Origin of the sequence: Mycobacterium sp. NPDC050853, assembly GCF_040653875.1 — a bacterium.
GTDB lineage: Bacteria > Actinomycetota > Actinomycetes > Mycobacteriales > Mycobacteriaceae > Mycobacterium.
This window is the reverse complement of sequence record NZ_JBFAGW010000001.1, coordinates 840,367-856,423: the sequence shown is the minus strand read 5'-3', so window position 1 is coordinate 856,423 and position 16,057 is coordinate 840,367. Positions and strand designations below refer to the sequence as shown.

19 protein-coding genes are annotated in these 16,057 nt (G+C 65.0%); 14 read left to right on the top strand and 5 right to left on the bottom strand.

Going from position 1 to position 16,057, the window contains the following annotated elements; genetic code table 11:
* The first annotated feature begins 127 nt into the window (after positions 1–127).
* Together AB0H22_RS04285 and AB0H22_RS04280 are read left to right on the top strand one after the other, a co-directional pair.
* Complete coding sequence (locus AB0H22_RS04285) at positions 128–736, top strand: DUF4352 domain-containing protein (protein ID WP_358145003.1); 609 nt, start codon at positions 128–130, stop codon at positions 734–736.
* Positions 737–839: 103 nt separating this feature from the next.
* Entirely contained in the window at positions 840–1,079 is a 240-nt protein-coding gene (locus AB0H22_RS04280; RefSeq protein ID WP_180748837.1) for a hypothetical protein, read from the top strand.
* Positions 1,080–1,095: 16 nt separating this feature from the next.
* Here AB0H22_RS04280 and AB0H22_RS04275 read toward each other — a convergent pair whose 3' ends face one another.
* The 3 genes from AB0H22_RS04275 to AB0H22_RS04265 are packed head-to-tail and all read right to left on the bottom strand — an operon-like array spanning position 1,096 to position 3,228.
* The gene (locus tag AB0H22_RS04275) at positions 1,096–1,374 is read right to left on the bottom strand and encodes a hypothetical protein (RefSeq protein ID WP_358145001.1); all 279 of its coding nucleotides are present in this window, start codon (positions 1,372–1,374) and stop codon (positions 1,096–1,098) included.
* Entirely contained in the window at positions 1,371–1,721 is a 351-nt protein-coding gene (locus AB0H22_RS04270; protein ID WP_358144998.1) for a heme-binding protein, read from the bottom strand. The genes AB0H22_RS04275 and AB0H22_RS04270 overlap by 4 nt, the downstream gene beginning before the upstream one ends.
* Before the next feature lie 16 nt (positions 1,722–1,737).
* Positions 1,738–3,228 carry a DUF1254 domain-containing protein gene (locus AB0H22_RS04265; protein ID WP_358144996.1) on the bottom strand — a complete coding sequence of 497 codons (1,491 nt, stop codon included), beginning with the start codon at positions 3,226–3,228 and terminating at the stop codon, positions 1,738–1,740.
* A gap of 52 nt (positions 3,229–3,280) precedes the next feature.
* Between AB0H22_RS04265 and AB0H22_RS04260 the strand changes: the two genes are divergently transcribed.
* The gene (locus tag AB0H22_RS04260; RefSeq protein WP_358144994.1) at positions 3,281–4,285 is read left to right on the top strand and encodes an AraC family transcriptional regulator; all 1,005 of its coding nucleotides are present in this window, start codon (positions 3,281–3,283) and stop codon (positions 4,283–4,285) included.
* Here the strand turns inward: AB0H22_RS04260 and AB0H22_RS04255 are convergent.
* Both AB0H22_RS04255 and AB0H22_RS04250 read right to left on the bottom strand, forming a co-directional pair.
* Positions 4,282–4,746 (bottom strand): MaoC family dehydratase N-terminal domain-containing protein, encoded by a 465-nt coding sequence (locus tag AB0H22_RS04255; RefSeq protein WP_180748832.1) that lies wholly within the window; start codon positions 4,744–4,746, stop codon positions 4,282–4,284. The genes AB0H22_RS04260 and AB0H22_RS04255 overlap by 4 nt on opposite strands.
* Before the next feature lie 87 nt (positions 4,747–4,833).
* Positions 4,834–5,769 (bottom strand): HAD-IB family hydrolase, encoded by a 936-nt coding sequence (locus AB0H22_RS04250; protein WP_180748831.1) that lies wholly within the window; start codon positions 5,767–5,769, stop codon positions 4,834–4,836.
* Positions 5,770–5,867: 98 nt separating this feature from the next.
* On the opposite strand from AB0H22_RS04250, the gene AB0H22_RS04245 reads away from it, so the two are divergent.
* From AB0H22_RS04245 to AB0H22_RS04195, 11 genes are all read left to right on the top strand, one after another.
* Positions 5,868–6,122, top strand: coding sequence for a glutaredoxin family protein (locus AB0H22_RS04245; protein ID WP_180748830.1), 255 nt, complete (start codon positions 5,868–5,870; stop codon positions 6,120–6,122).
* A gap of 116 nt (positions 6,123–6,238) precedes the next feature.
* Positions 6,239–7,582, top strand: coding sequence for a glutamyl-tRNA reductase (locus tag AB0H22_RS04240; protein ID WP_180748829.1), 1,344 nt, complete (start codon positions 6,239–6,241; stop codon positions 7,580–7,582).
* A 90-nt stretch (positions 7,583–7,672) separates the two neighbouring features.
* On the top strand, positions 7,673–8,596 hold the full coding sequence (gene hemC, locus AB0H22_RS04235) for a hydroxymethylbilane synthase (protein ID WP_180748828.1): 924 nt from the start codon (positions 7,673–7,675) through the stop codon (positions 8,594–8,596).
* Positions 8,597–8,627: 31 nt separating this feature from the next.
* On the top strand, positions 8,628–10,277 hold the full coding sequence (locus AB0H22_RS04230; RefSeq protein ID WP_180748827.1) for a bifunctional uroporphyrinogen-III C-methyltransferase/uroporphyrinogen-III synthase: 1,650 nt from the start codon (positions 8,628–8,630) through the stop codon (positions 10,275–10,277).
* A gap of 14 nt (positions 10,278–10,291) precedes the next feature.
* Positions 10,292–11,275 (top strand): porphobilinogen synthase, encoded by a 984-nt coding sequence (gene hemB / locus AB0H22_RS04225; RefSeq protein WP_358144990.1) that lies wholly within the window; start codon positions 10,292–10,294, stop codon positions 11,273–11,275.
* A gap of 33 nt (positions 11,276–11,308) precedes the next feature.
* Positions 11,309–11,788 carry a hypothetical protein gene (locus tag AB0H22_RS04220; RefSeq protein ID WP_180748825.1) on the top strand — a complete coding sequence of 160 codons (480 nt, stop codon included), beginning with the start codon at positions 11,309–11,311 and terminating at the stop codon, positions 11,786–11,788.
* A gap of 20 nt (positions 11,789–11,808) precedes the next feature.
* The gene (locus AB0H22_RS04215) at positions 11,809–12,246 is read left to right on the top strand and encodes a hypothetical protein (protein ID WP_358144986.1); all 438 of its coding nucleotides are present in this window, start codon (positions 11,809–11,811) and stop codon (positions 12,244–12,246) included.
* The gene (locus AB0H22_RS04210) at positions 12,239–12,757 is read left to right on the top strand and encodes a hypothetical protein (RefSeq protein WP_180748823.1); all 519 of its coding nucleotides are present in this window, start codon (positions 12,239–12,241) and stop codon (positions 12,755–12,757) included. The genes AB0H22_RS04215 and AB0H22_RS04210 overlap by 8 nt, the downstream gene beginning before the upstream one ends.
* Positions 12,758–12,777: 20 nt before the next feature.
* The gene (locus AB0H22_RS04205) at positions 12,778–13,008 is read left to right on the top strand and encodes a hypothetical protein (protein WP_180749728.1); all 231 of its coding nucleotides are present in this window, start codon (positions 12,778–12,780) and stop codon (positions 13,006–13,008) included.
* Between the two features lie 42 nt (positions 13,009–13,050).
* The gene (locus AB0H22_RS04200) at positions 13,051–13,809 is read left to right on the top strand and encodes a class I SAM-dependent methyltransferase (RefSeq protein ID WP_358144984.1); all 759 of its coding nucleotides are present in this window, start codon (positions 13,051–13,053) and stop codon (positions 13,807–13,809) included.
* Positions 13,810–13,856: 47 nt separating this feature from the next.
* Positions 13,857–16,037, top strand: a complete 2,181-nt coding sequence (locus AB0H22_RS04195; RefSeq protein WP_358144982.1) for a heavy metal translocating P-type ATPase — start codon at positions 13,857–13,859, stop codon at positions 16,035–16,037.
* Positions 16,038–16,057: the final 20 nt, after the last annotated feature.

Here is a 16,057-nt window from a genome sequence, read left to right as displayed (position 1 = left end):
AGCGGCCGGCTGTCGTCCGGTAACGAACGTTCTGCGATGCCGATAGACCCTGCGTACTATTAGCCTGTCATCAACACAGCGGGTGTTTCAGCTGTTGCGCCGCTACCCCGAGTAAAGGACTTATGCTGTGACTCAACCTTCGCTGGAGGGCCAGAATGGTGTCGCCGCCCGCCATCATTTGAGCAGCAATTTCCCTGCTGCACCGATGATTTTTGGCGGCGTTATCGCCATCTTTCTTGTTATTGCCACGTTGGCCGGTATTGAAGACGGCAGGAACCCTCGATACCCTCGGTCGGCACTCGTTCCTGATGTTGCCCCGGTTGAACCCGACGGCCGGGCAGACCTGGGCCGCGAGGCGCGGTCAGGCCAGTTAGCCATCGCTGTGACTGAGGTGACGGTGTCTGACGCTTTGGGCGATCCTCGACTGCCCCAGACTGTGCAGGTCGGCCATGTTCTGGTCGGTGTGCGTGTAGTCAATGACGGTGCCGACGGCGAGAGGTTTGAGCCGGCAATGCAGCAACTTGTTGTGGGCGATCAAACCTTTGGCGCAGACCGGGAAGCTTCACTGCCCCTGCTCGGCGCGGACCTCGGTCCGGGCGACAGCGTTGTTGCGTCCATAGCGTTCGACGTTCCCGCTGGAGCCGAGCCGTCGGCGATTATCCTGCGCGACTCGCTGACTGACACTGGCACACAGGTGAGTCTGGCTGGAGCGGGCATTAGTGCGCAGGCGCAGTGATCATGCCCGCGGCTTCCAGCAGCCAGCGCAACGGAGATTTCTGCTCGGGGATAACGACTTCCGGGTGCTGGTCAGCGCCCGGGGCAAGAGTGAGAGGTACTGAGTGAGCGCGGATCTGAATCCGGAAGCAATTTGGAAGGCCTTGCCCAAGGAACTCAAATCAGCATTGAGTCACCAGGCTGTCGAACCATTGAATGACGAGCTGCTGATCAAGTGCCACCACGCGGCTGAAAAGAACGAACTGCCGATTTTCTGGCGGCCTGATCCGGCGGCCGGTTTCGGCCAGCACCGGCTGCACTCGGCCCTCGTCGAGTACATCGCCGGCATCAAAACGGACAGCTAGGGGCTGCCCAGGACGGCTAGGGGTTGCAGCCTCCAGCGCTCACCCAGCGGCCGTTGTAGTGCACGCAGGCGTTGACCCCGGGTGGCGGCGGAGGATCTTCCGGCATGGGTGCGTAGTACGCCGGGGGAGGTACGTACGGCTGCACCGCATCGGCGACGTTGGCGCAGCCGCTGACCTGTACCCGTCGTCCGGCTCCCACGCAGACGTCGGCGTTGGCGGTGCCGCTCGGCGCGATGACGATAAGGGAGGCCGGTGCGAGGATGAGCGCGAGCGCCGCTACCGTCAGGCGCTTCACGGCTGTACCTGCGGTGCGGCGGGCAGCTGGCAGCGGTCTCGTAGATCGACGAGCGGTTGCCGGATTCCTCGCAGGTCTGCGGCCGTCTCCGGGTTGGCGTCCATGTAGCTCTTCACCGTGCTCTGCACCTCGGGGTGTGGACGCCCCTGCAGACCGGTGAAGAACTCGTTGACGTCCGGATGGGTGAACAGGTAGCTCGAGGTGGACGCGGCGACGCCCGCCGAGACTCCGGCAAGGTCGGCCGCCGTGCAGTTGGCTGGCCGCTCCGGTTCGGCGCTCGCGGCTACCGCGGTGAAGAGCGCCGCGGCACCGAGAGCGGTAAACAGGCTTGTGGCGATGAGTTTCATAGTCGACTCCTTGCTATTACGGGACGCGCTGAACGGCGGGCGGTTTCCAGGTGCCGTCGATGATGGACGGCGGTGTTTCCCTGGGCCAGTACAGGCGAAGCACGAGATTGAACTTGCCGGCGGGTGCGGGCAGCCAGTTGGATTCCTTTCCGGGCCCTGGATTCTCGTGTTGCAGGTAGAGATCCACCGAGCCGTCGGGATTGGGGGTCAGATTGTTGCGCTCACTCAGCGTGTAGCGGTTCAGGGGATTGGCCACGAAATACATGCCCTCGTCGTACATCGTCAACGACCAGAACCCCTCGGCGGGCGGCAACCGATCCTTGGCGAAACGCAGCACATACTTGTTGGCGCCGTCATAGGGCTGACCAGTGCCGTCGGTCCCGGACATGGGGTAGACCGCATCCTGAGGGCGGTTGGCGCCCAACCCGAGCGCCGCAATGGTGGCGCGCTGCAGGTAATCCGTGCCGTAGAGACCCATCTTCGTGGTGAATTGCCAGCCGTTGATGTCCTGGCTGGCCTCCTTGAGGTGGCCCAGGATCTTCTCGACGGCTTCCTTGGGTACCGACTGCAGCGCGCTCACGGTGTCGGCACTGAGCTTGTCGATATCGAAGGGCTTCCCGGCCTCTATGCCGATCTTGGCCATCTTGTCCACCATGGGCTTATCGGCCTCGGCGGGCGGATTGTCCTTCATCAGGGTTGCCAGCAGATCGAAGTACGCCTTGATGCTCAGATTGTTTACCTGATCGCGGACAGGGGTTTTCATGTCAATGCTCGAGTCCACCGTGCCCGCGGGCGGGGTGTACGGCTTGCCGTACGAGCTGAGCGGCACCAGCGTGGTCTCGTCCTGCAGCTTGTGAACGGCAGCGTAGTCCTCCGGGGTGCCCGTGCAGTAGGTGCGGCCGATCAGCCACACGATGGATGTCGGGGACTTGTACTCCTTTACCCCCTGGGGCAGTGTGCCTTTCCAGCCTGGACCGGTAATGGCGTAGGTCTGCGGCCCGGTACCAGTCGTGCGCTTGCCGGGAACCTCGAACACATCGGTCCACCCGTCCAGCATCGGGAACAGGTAATAGCGACCGTCGGCCTCGGGGAGGCTCAGGACGTACGGTTCCTTGCCGACATCGATAAAAGCGTTGGTGTACAGGGTATCCGCGTTGGGTGTCGTGACATCGCGGAAGGCCGCGTCGGGATACTCGCCCAGCCGCACGAGCTGTCCCATCGGCGCGCGCATGGCCTCGGGCTTGGCCACGTTGGTCATCACTCGCCGCGTCATCTCCACCGTGACGAGCGGATAGCCGTAGACGTACGCATCCATGGCGATGGCCTTGGCTTCATCGGCGGAAAGCTTCTGGGAACCAGATTCTTTCGAGCAGCCCGCAAGTCCCGCCGTCAACGCGACGGTACTCATCACGACCAACAGTTTGGTCCACTGCGTACACCAAATCTTCACGCGCCCACCCTTTCTGGATACGACGATCTTGATCGCCGAACGTTGATCGTGCAGCATGCTCCACCTGCTTGTCTTGACAATGGAAGACAAATATTTGACAGTTTGGGACATGTCGGTGATCCGGGGCTCGGCGCTGACCAATTACCACCAATTAGTGGCCGAACTCGGCGGCGACGGCAGTAAACTGCTTGCCGCGGCTCGGGTTTCGGTGGCCGACGCCGGCTCATACGAGCGGTTCATCTCTTTACCCAACAGTGCCCGTGCGCTGGAGGACACCGCGGTGGCTCTGAATGCGCCTGACTTCGGGCGCCAACTGGCCCGGCGGCAGGGTATCGAAATTCTGGGACCGGTTGGTTTGGCCGCGCGCACGGCCGCGACCGTCGCCGACGCATTTGCCATCCTGGAGAAGTTCATGGGCGCTTACTGTCCGGTCATCAGCGCCCGGGTCACCGACCATCTCGACCCGACGCTGGCTCGTTTCGAGTTCGAGTTTCTACTAACCCCCGCGCCTCCGCAGGCACAGGCGGTGGAGCTGTCCTTGGGTGTCACGCTGCGGGTGTTGTATCACTTCCTGGGCAGCAGCTACCGGCCTGTTTCCGTTCATCTGCCGCACCAAGCCCTCACCGCAGCGTCGGCGTATCAGCGTTACTTCGGCTGCCCGCCGTTCTTCTGCGAACCCGTTGGCGGATTCACCCTGCGCGCCACCGATTTGCAGAAGTCACTGCCCAAAGACCTTCTTACGCACCAGACCGCCGTCGACTACTTGACGGGCACCCTGGCCAAGCGCACGCCAGATTCCAGTCAGTTGGCCCGTATCCTCATCCGCCAGCTGCTTCCTACGGGGGCGATCGGGTTGGGGGACATCGCATTACACCTCGGTCTGCACCCAAAGGCACTGCAACGACGGCTTGGTGCCGAGAACGCCACCTTCGCCGAGCTAGTCGACCAAACCCGTCAGGAAGCTGCCGAGCGATTGCTTTCCGACACCGATCTGAGCCTCGATCATGTCAGCAGGCAGCTCGGCTACGCCGAACAAAGTGTGTTCACCCGAAGTTGCAAGCGTTGGTTCGGAACCACCCCAAGCGCTTACCGGTTAAGCCGGAGACGCTTCTAGTCCTTGCGATGCGAGGCGATGTTGGCGGTGACCGAGTCGGAGTTCTCGTGCCCCTGCGCTTCGCCGATCATGGTGACGATGCTCGTCGCGACCGGCTCCCCGTGGGCGTCGGTGACCTCGGCGCGCACCTCGGCGGTCACCATGCCGTGCGACTCCAGCACGTTGTCCAGGTAGCTGTCGAAGTACAGCCGATCGCCCGCCTTGATGGGGCGGTGGAACTTGAGCTTCTGGTCGCGGTGCAGCACCCGGGCCAGGTTGATGGGCAGATCCATCTCGGTGAAGATCTTCAGCTGCACGCGCCGGCCCGCGACGGCCAGAAAGGTGACGGGGGCGACGACTCCGGAGTTCTCCTCGCAGTCGTCCTTGATGGCCGCTGCGAACTCACGCATCTTCTCGCGGCCCACCTCGAAGTAATCGGGGTAGCGGTAGTGAGTTCCGATGATGTCTTGGCGGATCGCCATGCATTAACCCATTTCGCTGCAAAGTCTGTGACGTATCTAGTCAGTTCGAGCGGCGCTGAGCCTATCAGCAGCGCTTTTGGGTGATTGTTACTTCTCGCGGCGCGCCAGTGCGGCAGCCAACGCACCACCCGCGGCGCCGAGCAGTACCGCTGACGGCACGCCGACACGGGCGGCCTTGCGTGCGGTGCGGAAGTCGCGGACCTCCCACCCCCGGCGTCGTGCCACATCCCGCAGCTCCGCATCGGGATTGATGGCCACGGCGGTGCCCACTAGGGACAGCATTGGCACATCGTTGACGCTGTCGCTATAGGCGCTGCAGCGCTTGAGGTTCAGTCCATTGCGGATGGCCAGGTTGCGTACGGCCCGCGCCTTGCCCGGTCCATGCAGGATGTCGCCGACCAGTCGGCCGGTGAACACCCCATCCACGGATTCGGCGACGGTGCCCAGTGCTCCGGTGAGGCCGAGTCGTCGGGCAATGGTGTCGGCCAGCTCCTTGGGTGTCGCGGTGACCAGCCACACCTGCTGTCCGGCATCGAGGTGCATCTGGGTCAGCGCACGGGTGCCGGGCCAGATCTTCTCGGCGATCGTCTCGTCGTAGATGTCCTCGCTGAGTGCCACCAGCTCATCAACACTGCGGCCCTCGATGAACGACAGTGCCTTCTGCCGTCCTGCTGCGACGTCGCCGGAGTTCTCCCGGCCGGTCAGCCGGAACTTCGCCTGCGCCCAGACGAACTGAAGCATGTCCGAGTACTTGAAGTAATCGCGTTCTGCCAGGCCGCGGCCGAAATGAACCAGCGAGGAGCCGTGCACCAGAGTGTTGTCGACGTCGAAGAACGCGGCCGCCGTCAGGTCGGCGGGCGGAGGACCGGGAATCGGTTCGGCAGCGGCCGCCGCGTCGGCCTCGGCGAAGGATGCGGCCCGCGCGACATCCTCGGCCAGGTCCTGCGCAGCAGCGTCCGTGAGTAGTTGCTCCTCCGAGGAGTCTTCGGTAAGGGGGTCACCGTTGAGCTGGGGGCTGGTCATGACTGGCTTACCCGCCCTTCCTGTCCGCCGTTTCCGAATGCCGTTCAACCCTACTGAGGGTCGTGGGAAGTCGGGGGACCCGGTGGCAGAATTGGTGTATGACGGCATTAACACTGCTAACGCGCGCAGGGTGCTCCGCCTGTGACCGGGCGCAGCGTGAGTTGGAGGCCCTGGCAGACGAGCTCGGTGTCCCCCTCACCATCACCGATGTCGATGTGGCTGCGGGCACCGATTCGTCACTGCGCGCGGAATTCGGCGACAGGCTTCCGGTGGTGCTGCTCGACGGCCAGGAACACAGCTACTGGGAAGTGGACGAGCCTCGGCTGCGGGCGGACCTGAAACGTGACCGATAACAGGCTGTTTGGATTTTGCCCAGTGGCCATTTACGGGCTACCGTTCTTAAAGTTCGACCCTCACCAAAGCAAGGGAGCTGGCCGGTGATAGCAGCCTGTCCGTGGAGTGACCTGCGGTGAGCGTCCTGCTGTTCGGAGCCTCGCACCGTAGCGCGCCTGTGCCGGTGCTGGAAAAACTGGCGATTGGCGAGGCCGATCAGCCCAAAATGATCGAACAGATTCTGCAATCCCCGCTGGTCAGCGAGGTCATGGTGCTGTCGACCTGCAACCGGGTCGAGGTGTACGCCGTGGTCGAGGCATTCCACGGCGGCCTGACCGTCATCGGCGAGGCCATCGCCCGCCATGCCGGGATCGACATGAACGAGCTCACCAAATATGCCTACGTGCGATACAGCGAGGCCGCCGTCGAGCACCTGTTCGCGGTGGCCAGCGGCCTGGATTCGATGGTGATCGGCGAGCAGCAGGTGTTGGGCCAGGTGCGCAACGCCTACGCCACCGCCGAATCGCATCAGGCGGTCGGCCGGGTGCTGCATGAGCTGTCACAGAGCGCGCTGCGCGTGGGCAAGCGCGTGCACTCGGAGACCGCTATCGACGCGGCCGGGGCCTCGGTGGTGTCGGTGGCCCTGGACCTGGCCGACGGCAAGCTTGACGGCCTGCCCGGGCGCACGGCTGCCGTTATCGGTGCCGGAGCGATGGGCTCACTGGCGACTGCACAGCTGATCCGTGCCGGTATCGACAACTTGTGGATCGTCAACCGCAGCGCGGAGCGTGCTCAACGGCTCGCCGCGACCGCGCGAGAGGCCGGAGTGAAGGCGCAGGCCATCACCCTGGACAGCCTGGACGAGGCGTTGGCTCAGGCCGACGTGGTGGTGTCCTGCACCGGCGCGGTCCGCCCGGTGATCTCACTGGCCGATGTGCACCGTGCCCTGACCGGCGGACGTCGACTGGTGTTCTGCGATCTGGGTATGCCGCGTGACGTCGACCCGACGGTGGCCGGTCTGCCCGGTGTGGTCGTGGTGGACATGGAGCGCATCCAGCGCGAGCCCACCGCGCGCGCGGCAGCCAACGACGCGGGAGCGGCCCGTCAGATCGTCAACGACGAGGTCGCCCGGTACCTCACCGGTGAGCGGATGGCGGAGGTCACCCCGACCGTCACCGCGTTGCGCCAGCGGGCCGCCGAGGTGGTGGAGGCCGAGCTGTTGCGTTTGGATGGTCGTCTGCCCGGCCTGGCCGGGACCGACCGGGACGAGGTGGCCAAGACGGTGCGCCGCGTCGTGGACAAGCTTTTGCACGCCCCCACGGTGCGCGTGAAGCAGCTGGCGTCGGCACCCGGTGGAGACAGCTACGCCGAGGCGCTGCGCGAGCTGTTCGAGCTCGATCCGCACACCGTCGAGGCAGTGGCCACGGCTGGCGAATTACCGCTCGCCACAAAGGAATTACGCGAAGAGAGCCGTGGTTGACGGTGTTCGCCCACGTGGCTCATCGACGTTCGATGGTCCTCGCCTGACAGGCTCATCCATCCCGACGGTCTTCGCCCGAGAGGCTCATCCATGATCCGAATTGGTACCCGCGGCAGTCTGTTGGCGACGACTCAGGCCGGGGGAATCCGCGACGCGCTGCGCGCCAAGGGGCACGACGCCGAGCTGGTGATCGTGACGACGGCGGGAGACCAGTCGTCGGCACCTGTCGAGCAAATCGGTGTGGGGGTCTTCACGGCCGCCCTGCGGGAGGCCATCGCCGATAACGTCGTCGATGTTGCCGTGCACTCCTACAAGGATTTGCCAACCGCTGCCGATCCCCGGTTCGTCATAGCCGCCATTCCGCCTCGTGAAGACTATCGGGACGCCCTTGTGGCCCGTGATGGTTTGGTGCTGGGGGAGTTGCCGACGGGCTCTGTGATCGGTACCTCGGCCCCCCGGCGGGCCGCGCAGCTTAGAGCACTGGGTCTCGGTTTGGAAATTCGCCCCCTTAGAGGCAACCTGGATAGCAGGTTGAGCAGGGTCTCCAATGGTGATCTTGATGCTGTGGTAGTCGCCCGGGCGGGTTTGGCCCGTATCGGACGGCTTGCCGACATCACCGAGACACTGGAACCGGTGCAGGTTTTGCCCGCACCGGCTCAGGGAGCGCTGGCGGTGGAGTGCCGTAGCGAGGCCACCGAACTGGTGGCTGTGCTGGCGGAACTCGATCACGCCGACACGCGCGCCGCGGTGACTGCCGAAAGGGCTCTGCTTGCCGAGCTGGAGGCGGGTTGTACCGCACCGGTTGGCGCGATCGCCGAGGTGGTCGAGTCGATCGATGAGGATGGCCGCGTCTTCGACGAATTGTCGTTGCGCGGATGTGCGGCGGCGCTGGACGGATCTGACGTGATTCGGGCCTCCGGGATTGGCACCCCCGATCGGGCCGCAGAGCTTGGGCTCGCGGTTGCGAGGGAACTGCTTGATCTCGGTGCACGAGCACTGATGACAGCTGAGTAGGCGGCACAAACCGCCGATATGGGAGGCAGTAGTGACCCGAGGGCGCAAGAAGCCAGGGCGCATCCTGTTCGTTGGTTCTGGTCCGGGTGACCCCGGCCTGTTGACGGTTCGAGCGCGCGCGGTGCTGACAGGCGCCACGGTGGCGTTCACCGATCCCGACGTACCGCAGGCTGTGCTCGATCTTGTCGGATCCGCGGTCGAGCTTCTTGAACCCGCGCCCGTCAAACCCGCACCGGCTGACGTCGAGGCGCCCACTCCGGGTAGCAGTGAGGCCGCTGCCGAGCCCGCGCTCACCATCGACATCCGTCCGGCGCTGGGAGATCCCGCCGATGTCGCCAAGACCCTGGTCGCCGAGGCCAAGAACGGCGTGGACGTCGTGCGACTGGTCGCCGGTGATCCGCTGTCGATTGATTCGGTGCTCGCCGAGGTCATTGCCGTCACACGGACACAGGTGGCCTTCGAGATTCTGCCCGGTCTGACGTCGAGCACTGCGGTGCCCGCCTACGCCGGTGTGCCGCCGGGATCCGCCCACACCGTTGCCGATGTGCGCGGCGATGTGGACTGGGCCGCGCTGGCCGCCGCTCCCGGCCCGCTGATCCTGCACGCCACTCCGACGCATGTGCCCGATGCCGCCAAGGCGCTCCTCGAGCATGGACTGTCCGACCAGACGCTGGTCGCAGTGACCGCGCAGGGCACCACCTGTGCACAGCGGACAGTGGAGACCACGCTGGCCTCGCTGATCGACGGCATTCCGCTGGATGCCAATGATCCGCACGGGCCGATGACCGGTGCGCTGGTGCTGACCATCGGTCGTGTGGTGGGTGGTCGGTCCAAGCTGAACTGGTGGGAGAGCCGTGCGCTGTACGGCTGGACGGTTCTGGTGCCGCGCACCAAGGACCAGGCGGGCGAGATGAGCGAGAAGCTTGTCGGATACGGAGCTCTGCCGGTCGAGGTTCCCACCATCGCCGTGGAGCCGCCGCGTAGCCCTGCCCAAATGGAAAGAGCCGTCAAGGGTTTGGTCGACGGCAGGTACCAGTGGGTGGTCTTCACCTCCACCAATGCGGTGCGCGCGGTGTGGGAGAAGTTCGGTGAGTTCGGTCTGGATGCCCGGGCCTTCTCCGGTGTGAAGATTGCATGCGTGGGCCAGGCGACCGCCGACAAGGTGCGCGCGTTCGGTATCAACCCCGAGCTGGTGCCCGACGGAGAACAATCGTCGCTCGGCTTGCTGGATGAATTCCCGCCCTATGACGACATTTTCGATCCGGTGAACCGGGTGCTGCTGCCCCGCGCGGATATCGCCACCGAGACCCTCGCTGAAGGGCTGCGCGAGCGCGGCTGGGAAATCGACGACGTGACCGCGTATCGCACCGTGCGTGCGGCACCGCCGGCGGCGCAGACCCGCGAGATGATCAAGACCGGTGGTTTCGACGCGGTGTGCTTCACGTCGAGCTCGACGGTTCGCAACCTGGTGGGTATCGCCGGGAAGCCGCATGCGCGCACCATTGTGGCGTGCATCGGACCGAAAACCGCTGAGACCGCCATCGAATTCGGCCTGCGGGTGGACGTGCAGCCGGAAACCGCAGCCGTCGGTCCGCTGGTCGAAGCCCTTGCCGAGCACGCCGCGCGGTTGCGCACCGAGGGTGCACTGCCGCCGCCGCGTAAGAAGAGCCGGCGGAGATAAGCGGAGGGCTTGCCGTGCCTTTTCCCTACCAGCGTCCACGACGGTTGCGAACCACCCCGGCAATCCGCCGGCTGGTGGCCGAAACCACGCTGGCGCCACGGCAATTGGTGCTGCCGATGTTCGTGGCCGACGGTTTGGCGGAATCGCGCCCCATAGCTTCTATGCCGGGGGTGGTGCAGCACAGCACGGAATCGCTGCGCCGGGCTGCCGAGGATGCCGTGAAGGCCGGTGTGGGCGGGCTCATGCTGTTCGGGGTTCCCGAGGAGAAGGACAAGGACGCCAGTGGCAGTACCGGACTGGCGTCGGATGGCATTCTCAACCGGGCGCTGTCGATCCTGTCTGAGGACCTGGGTGATTCCACGGTGCTGATGGCCGATACCTGCCTCGACGAGTTCACCGATCACGGCCATTGCGGGGTTCTGGCCGCCGACGGTCGCGTCGATAATGACGCGACGCTGGTGCAGTACGCGAACATGGCGGTGGCACAGGCGAATTCTGGCGCTCATGTGGTGGGACCCAGCGGCATGATGGACGGCCAGGTAGCGGCCATCCGCGACGGCCTGGATGCTGCCGGGCACACCGATGTGATCATCTTGGCGTACGCCGCCAAGTACGCCTCGGCGTTCTACGGACCGTTCCGCGATGCCGTCGGATCCTCGTTGCGCGGCGACCGCCGCACCTATCAGCAGGACGTGGCCAACGGGCGAGAAGCCCTGCGCGAGGCCGAGCTTGATGTCGAAGAGGGTGCCGACATCCTGATGGTCAAACCGGCCATGGCGTATCTCGATGTGCTGCGGCAGGTTGCCGACGTCTCGCCGGTGCCGGTAGCCGCGTATCAGGTGTCGGGTGAGTATTCGATGATCTGTGCTGCGGCGCAAAATAATTGGATTGATTTACAGGCCATGGCCCTGGAGACGCTGACCTCGATCCGGCGTGCGGGCGCCGATATCGTGCTGACCTACTGGGCGGCAGACGTGGCGGGTTGGCTCGCCGACTAGGGGTGTAGTGCCGTCCTCCACTACCGTGGTCGCGTGACATATCCCGATCCGCACCATCCCGGCGGATTGGCTGGACCACCCCCGACTGGTCCGGCCAAGCCGCGACCCGCCGATATCGAGACCGGCTGCTGGCTTTGGCTGGCCGCGCTTCCGCTGATGATCGTGAGCTATCTGGCCGCGAACGTCGGCCAATGGCAACTGGACCCCGAGGTGCGCAAGTCCGCGCCGCTCTGGACGGTGTACGCCTCCAACGGGTTCATCGTCATCGTGGTGGGGTCCCTTGTCGTTACCGCGATCTTCCTGATGCGCGCGGGATATCGCCTGGCCCGCACCTTCCTGACCGGTGGCGCAGTGGGCTCGGTGGTGTTCACCGCAACACGGCTGTTCGGCCTGGAGGGCGTGCCGGCGGTCGTGCACGCGCTCTCGGGGATTACCGCGGCCGTCTTGATCTGCGGCGGCCTGTTTCTGCTGCATCGCGAGGACTCCACCGCGTACCTGACGAGGCAGCGGTAACGCCCCGATACGCTGCTCGAATGACTCCGGAACAACTGCGGCCACGCATCGTCGATGTGGCGTTCTGGTTCTGGGCGGTCGCGGCGGCGGCGCTGTTCCTCAACGGGTTGGCCGGGGTGACTCAGCGCTTCGGTCCGGTGCGGGCTGCCGCGAAGCCTGCGCTGACCGACGAGGACGTAAGAAACCTCGTCACCTACTTCCGGGTGTGGGGCGTGCTGTGCATTTTGCTGGCGATCGGCATCGCATTTCTTGCCGGGCGGACACGGCAGGGGGACAAGCGTTTTCGTCGCGCATTGATCGCGCTCTCGGTCGTCTCGGTCCTCGGTGCCATTGTGATGGCCGGCTTCGGGTCGGTGGGACCGCTACTGCTCATCGCCGCGCTGTCCCTGATCGTGGCTAATGTGCTGATCATCAGGCCGACCGCGCAGGACTGGTTCGATGGCGGTGAACATGCCTGAGAAATCGACCGATGGCGAAAGGCTGTTCTACGAATCGGGCGGCCGCTGGCGATGGCTGCTACTCGGGCCGCTTGCGGGTCTCATCATGTTGGGCCTGCAGCTGTGGAGCAAGATGGGCGTCGATCTCCTCATGCCGGTGGGCACCGCGGCGGTGGTGTCCTTCTTCATCGCACTGCAGATCTATGCCGCACGGATCCACGCCAGCGTCGAGCTGACGCCCACCGTGCTGCGTCAGGGCGCCGAAACCCTGGCCGTCAGCCAGATCAAGTGGCTGTATCCCGACGCCGATCGCGATATCTGGGAGGAGGCCCGTCCCCTCGGGGAGCTGACGGGTGTGCCCAAGGGGCGCAAACCGGTGGGTCTGCGTCTCGCCGGGGGGCGGCGTGCACAGGCGTGGGCCAGAAGGCATGAGGAGCTGCGGGCGGCGCTCGCGAAGTTGGTGCCCGCCCCGCCGGCGGGCATGGATCTGGGTAACGACCCGGAAATCGATATCGAAAGTGAGCAGTGGTGAAGTTTGGAGCGCGAGCAGCGGTGGATCTCGCCATCGCGGTGGCGGCGATTGCACTCGCCGGCTGGGCGGCAGTGGCCGCCCGCATCCCGACCGAGATAGCACCCGTCGCGAAGGGTGAGCCGACGCTCTACTTCACCGCGCTGGATGGCGCATGCGTGGCCCGGGCGCTCGCACTTGCCGCTGTCGCCGGAGTATTCCTGGTTCTGGCGATATCGCGGGGTGTCCGTGACCGTCGCATGATTCACAGCTAATCCTCATGTCAGGATAACTGACATTGGCATAGGCTGCTGTTTATGACGAAAACCACTGATATCGATGTGATGCCACGCGCTGGATTCGGCGCCTGCGTGTTGGACCGCAAGCTGCAGACAGACCGGCTCGAGTACCTGGACCGTGACGATGTCCCGGCGAAGAAACGGGCCGTCGTCGAGTCCCTCGACCTCATGGGCCAGAAGAAGGGTCTGCACAGGTGGAATGCCGAACAGGCGGCCGGGTTCCTTGTCGGCATCGACAATCCCCGGGTGCTCGAGCTCGGTGCGGCGCATGGTGGCTTATCGCGTGAACTGCTGAAGCTGCGTCCCGATGCCTCGATCACGGTGACGGATATCGAGCCCACCTCCGTCGCGGGTATCGTGGCTTCCGGCCTGGGTTCGGACTCGCGGGTCACGGTCCGCGCCATGGATGCGACAGCTATTGAGGCACCCGATGGGGCTTTTGATCTGGTGGTATTCGCGCTGTCGTTTCACCATCTCCCGCCGTCACTGGCCGCGAAGGTGTTCGCCGAGGGCACCCGGGTGGGGCGCACCCTCTTGATCATCGACTTGCTGCGCTTGCCGGCCCCGCTACTGGCCCCGGCGTTCCTCTTTGCGGCGGCCGTCGGTTGGGTGCGTCCGGTTGCTCACGACGGTGCGATCAGTCAGTTGCGCGCCTACGGCCCCAAGGCGTTGCGTACCCTGGCTGCACACGCGGACCCCTCGATCGCTGTCGAACTCCGTGCCAGAGTTCAGCTGCCGATGCCGTTGCAGATCGTGGCGGCGCGTCGGGGGCAGTAGCGTAGGTCACCCTATCGATTAGTACCCCCTAGGGGTATCATTTAGGCATGGAGTTTGTTGACACCGGCATGGAGACCACTGATCTGCGGTTGCATGGCATGACATGCGCCTCGTGCGCGTCCCGTGTGGAAAGAGGCCTCAACAAGATCGAGGGTGTGACGGCGCGGGTCAATCTCGCGTTGGAGAGCGCTCGTGTTGAGCACGACGGTTCGATCTCCGATGTGGATCTGGTCAAGGCCGTCGAGTCGGTGGGTTACCAGGCTCAGGTGATCGGCGGCTCGCAGCGCGGTGCTGGTGCCGGTCACGAGCATGCCGGTCACGATTCGCAGGACCACATGAGCCACGATGTGCCGGACCGTCAGCTCAAGTCGCGGCTCATCGGCTCGCTCATTTTGGCCATCCCGGTGGTGGCCATCTCGATGGTGATGCCATGGCATTTCCCCGGCTGGGAGATCGTGGTCGCGGCACTGACCACCCCGATCCTGCTGTGGGGCGGCTATCCGTTCCACCGCGCCGCGTTCGTCAACGCACGCCATGGCGCGTCGACGATGGACACCCTGGTTTCGTTGGGCACCATCGCCGCGTTCGTGTGGTCGCTCTGGGTGCTGTTCGCCGGTGCCGGGCACACCCACGGCGACGTCCACGTCTACTTCGAGGTGGTGGCGGCGGTGACCGTCTTTCTGCTCGCGGGCCGGTTCGCGGAGTCACGCGCCAAACGTTCGGCGGGCTCGGCGCTGCGCGCGCTGCTGTCTCTGGGCGCAAAGGAAGTCGCAGTGCTGCGAGGCGGGCATGAGACACGCATCCCCGTCGAACAGCTGGCCGTGGGCGACGAATTCGTCGTGCGGCCTGGGGAGCGCGTAGCCACCGATGGCGCGGTGATCGACGGCCACTCGGCGTTGGACACCTCCACCATGACGGGCGAGTCCGTGCCCGTCGAGGTGGGTGCGGGCGATCCGGTGGTGGGCGGCTATGTCAACACCCACGGACGGATCGTGGTCCGCGCCAACAAGGTTGGTGCGGATACCCAGCTGGCCAGGATGGCGCAGCTGGTTTCGGATGCGCAGACCGGCAAGGCGCAGGTGCAGCGGCTCGCCGACCGGGTGTCGTCGATCTTCGTACCCGTCGTGCTCGGCATCGCGGCGCTGACGTTCGTGGCCTGGGTAGCGCTCGGCTTCCCGCTCTCCGCGGCGTTCACCGCGGCCGTCGCCGTGCTGATCATCGCGTGCCCATGCGCACTCGGATTAGCCACGCCCACGGCCATTCTGGTGGGTACCGGACGCGGTGCGCAGCTGGGTGTGCTGATCAAGGGCCCCGAGGTCCTGGAGAACGTCAAGAACATCGACACCGTCGTGCTCGACAAGACGGGCACCGTGACCACCGGCGCGATGAGCGTCGTGGCAGTGCGGCGCAGCATCGGGTCAGGTGTCTCCGATGCCGATGAGATCCTGCGCATCGCAGCCTCGGTGGAATCGGCCTCCGAACATCCGGTTGCCCACGCGATCGTTGCGGCGGCAGGAGCTGCTCAACTCATCCTGTCGCCCGTCACGAACTTCCGCAACGAACCCGGCATCGGCGTTGTGGGTCTTGTTGACGGTCAAGAGGTTTCGATTGAGGCCATACCCGGTCAGAACACCACCGCGGCGGTCAGCTGGGGCGGATTGCGCCGCGGTGAGATCGAGGTGGCCGATACGGTGAAGCCGTCGAGCCGGCAGGCCATCGACGAGCTCAAGGCCATGGGCATCACCCCGGTGCTGCTGACGGGCGATAACGCCGAGGTGGCCGCGCGCGTCGCGGAGGAAGTCGGCATTGACCCCGGCAATGTGATCGCCGGGGTCAAGCCCACCGAGAAGGCTGATGTCGTCAAACGTTTGCAGGCCGAGGGCAAGAAGGTGGCCATGGTGGGCGACGGTGTCAACGACTCCGCCGCACTCGCGACCGCCGATATCGGGATGGCCATGGGCACGGGTACCGATGCCGCGATCGAGGCCAGCGACCTGACCCTGGTGCGTGGTGACCTCACCACCGTGCCGACGGCACTGCGTTTGTCGCGCAAGACACTTGGCACCATCAAGGCCAACCTGTTCTGGGCTTTCGCCTATAACACCGCCGCGATTCCGCTGGCCGCATTGGGTTTGCTCAACCCGATGATCGCGGGGGCCGCGATGGCAGTGTCATCGGTCTTCGTGGTGCTGAACAGCCTGCGGCTGCGAACCTTCCGTCCCCTCTAGCGCCGACACGCCGTGTGGTG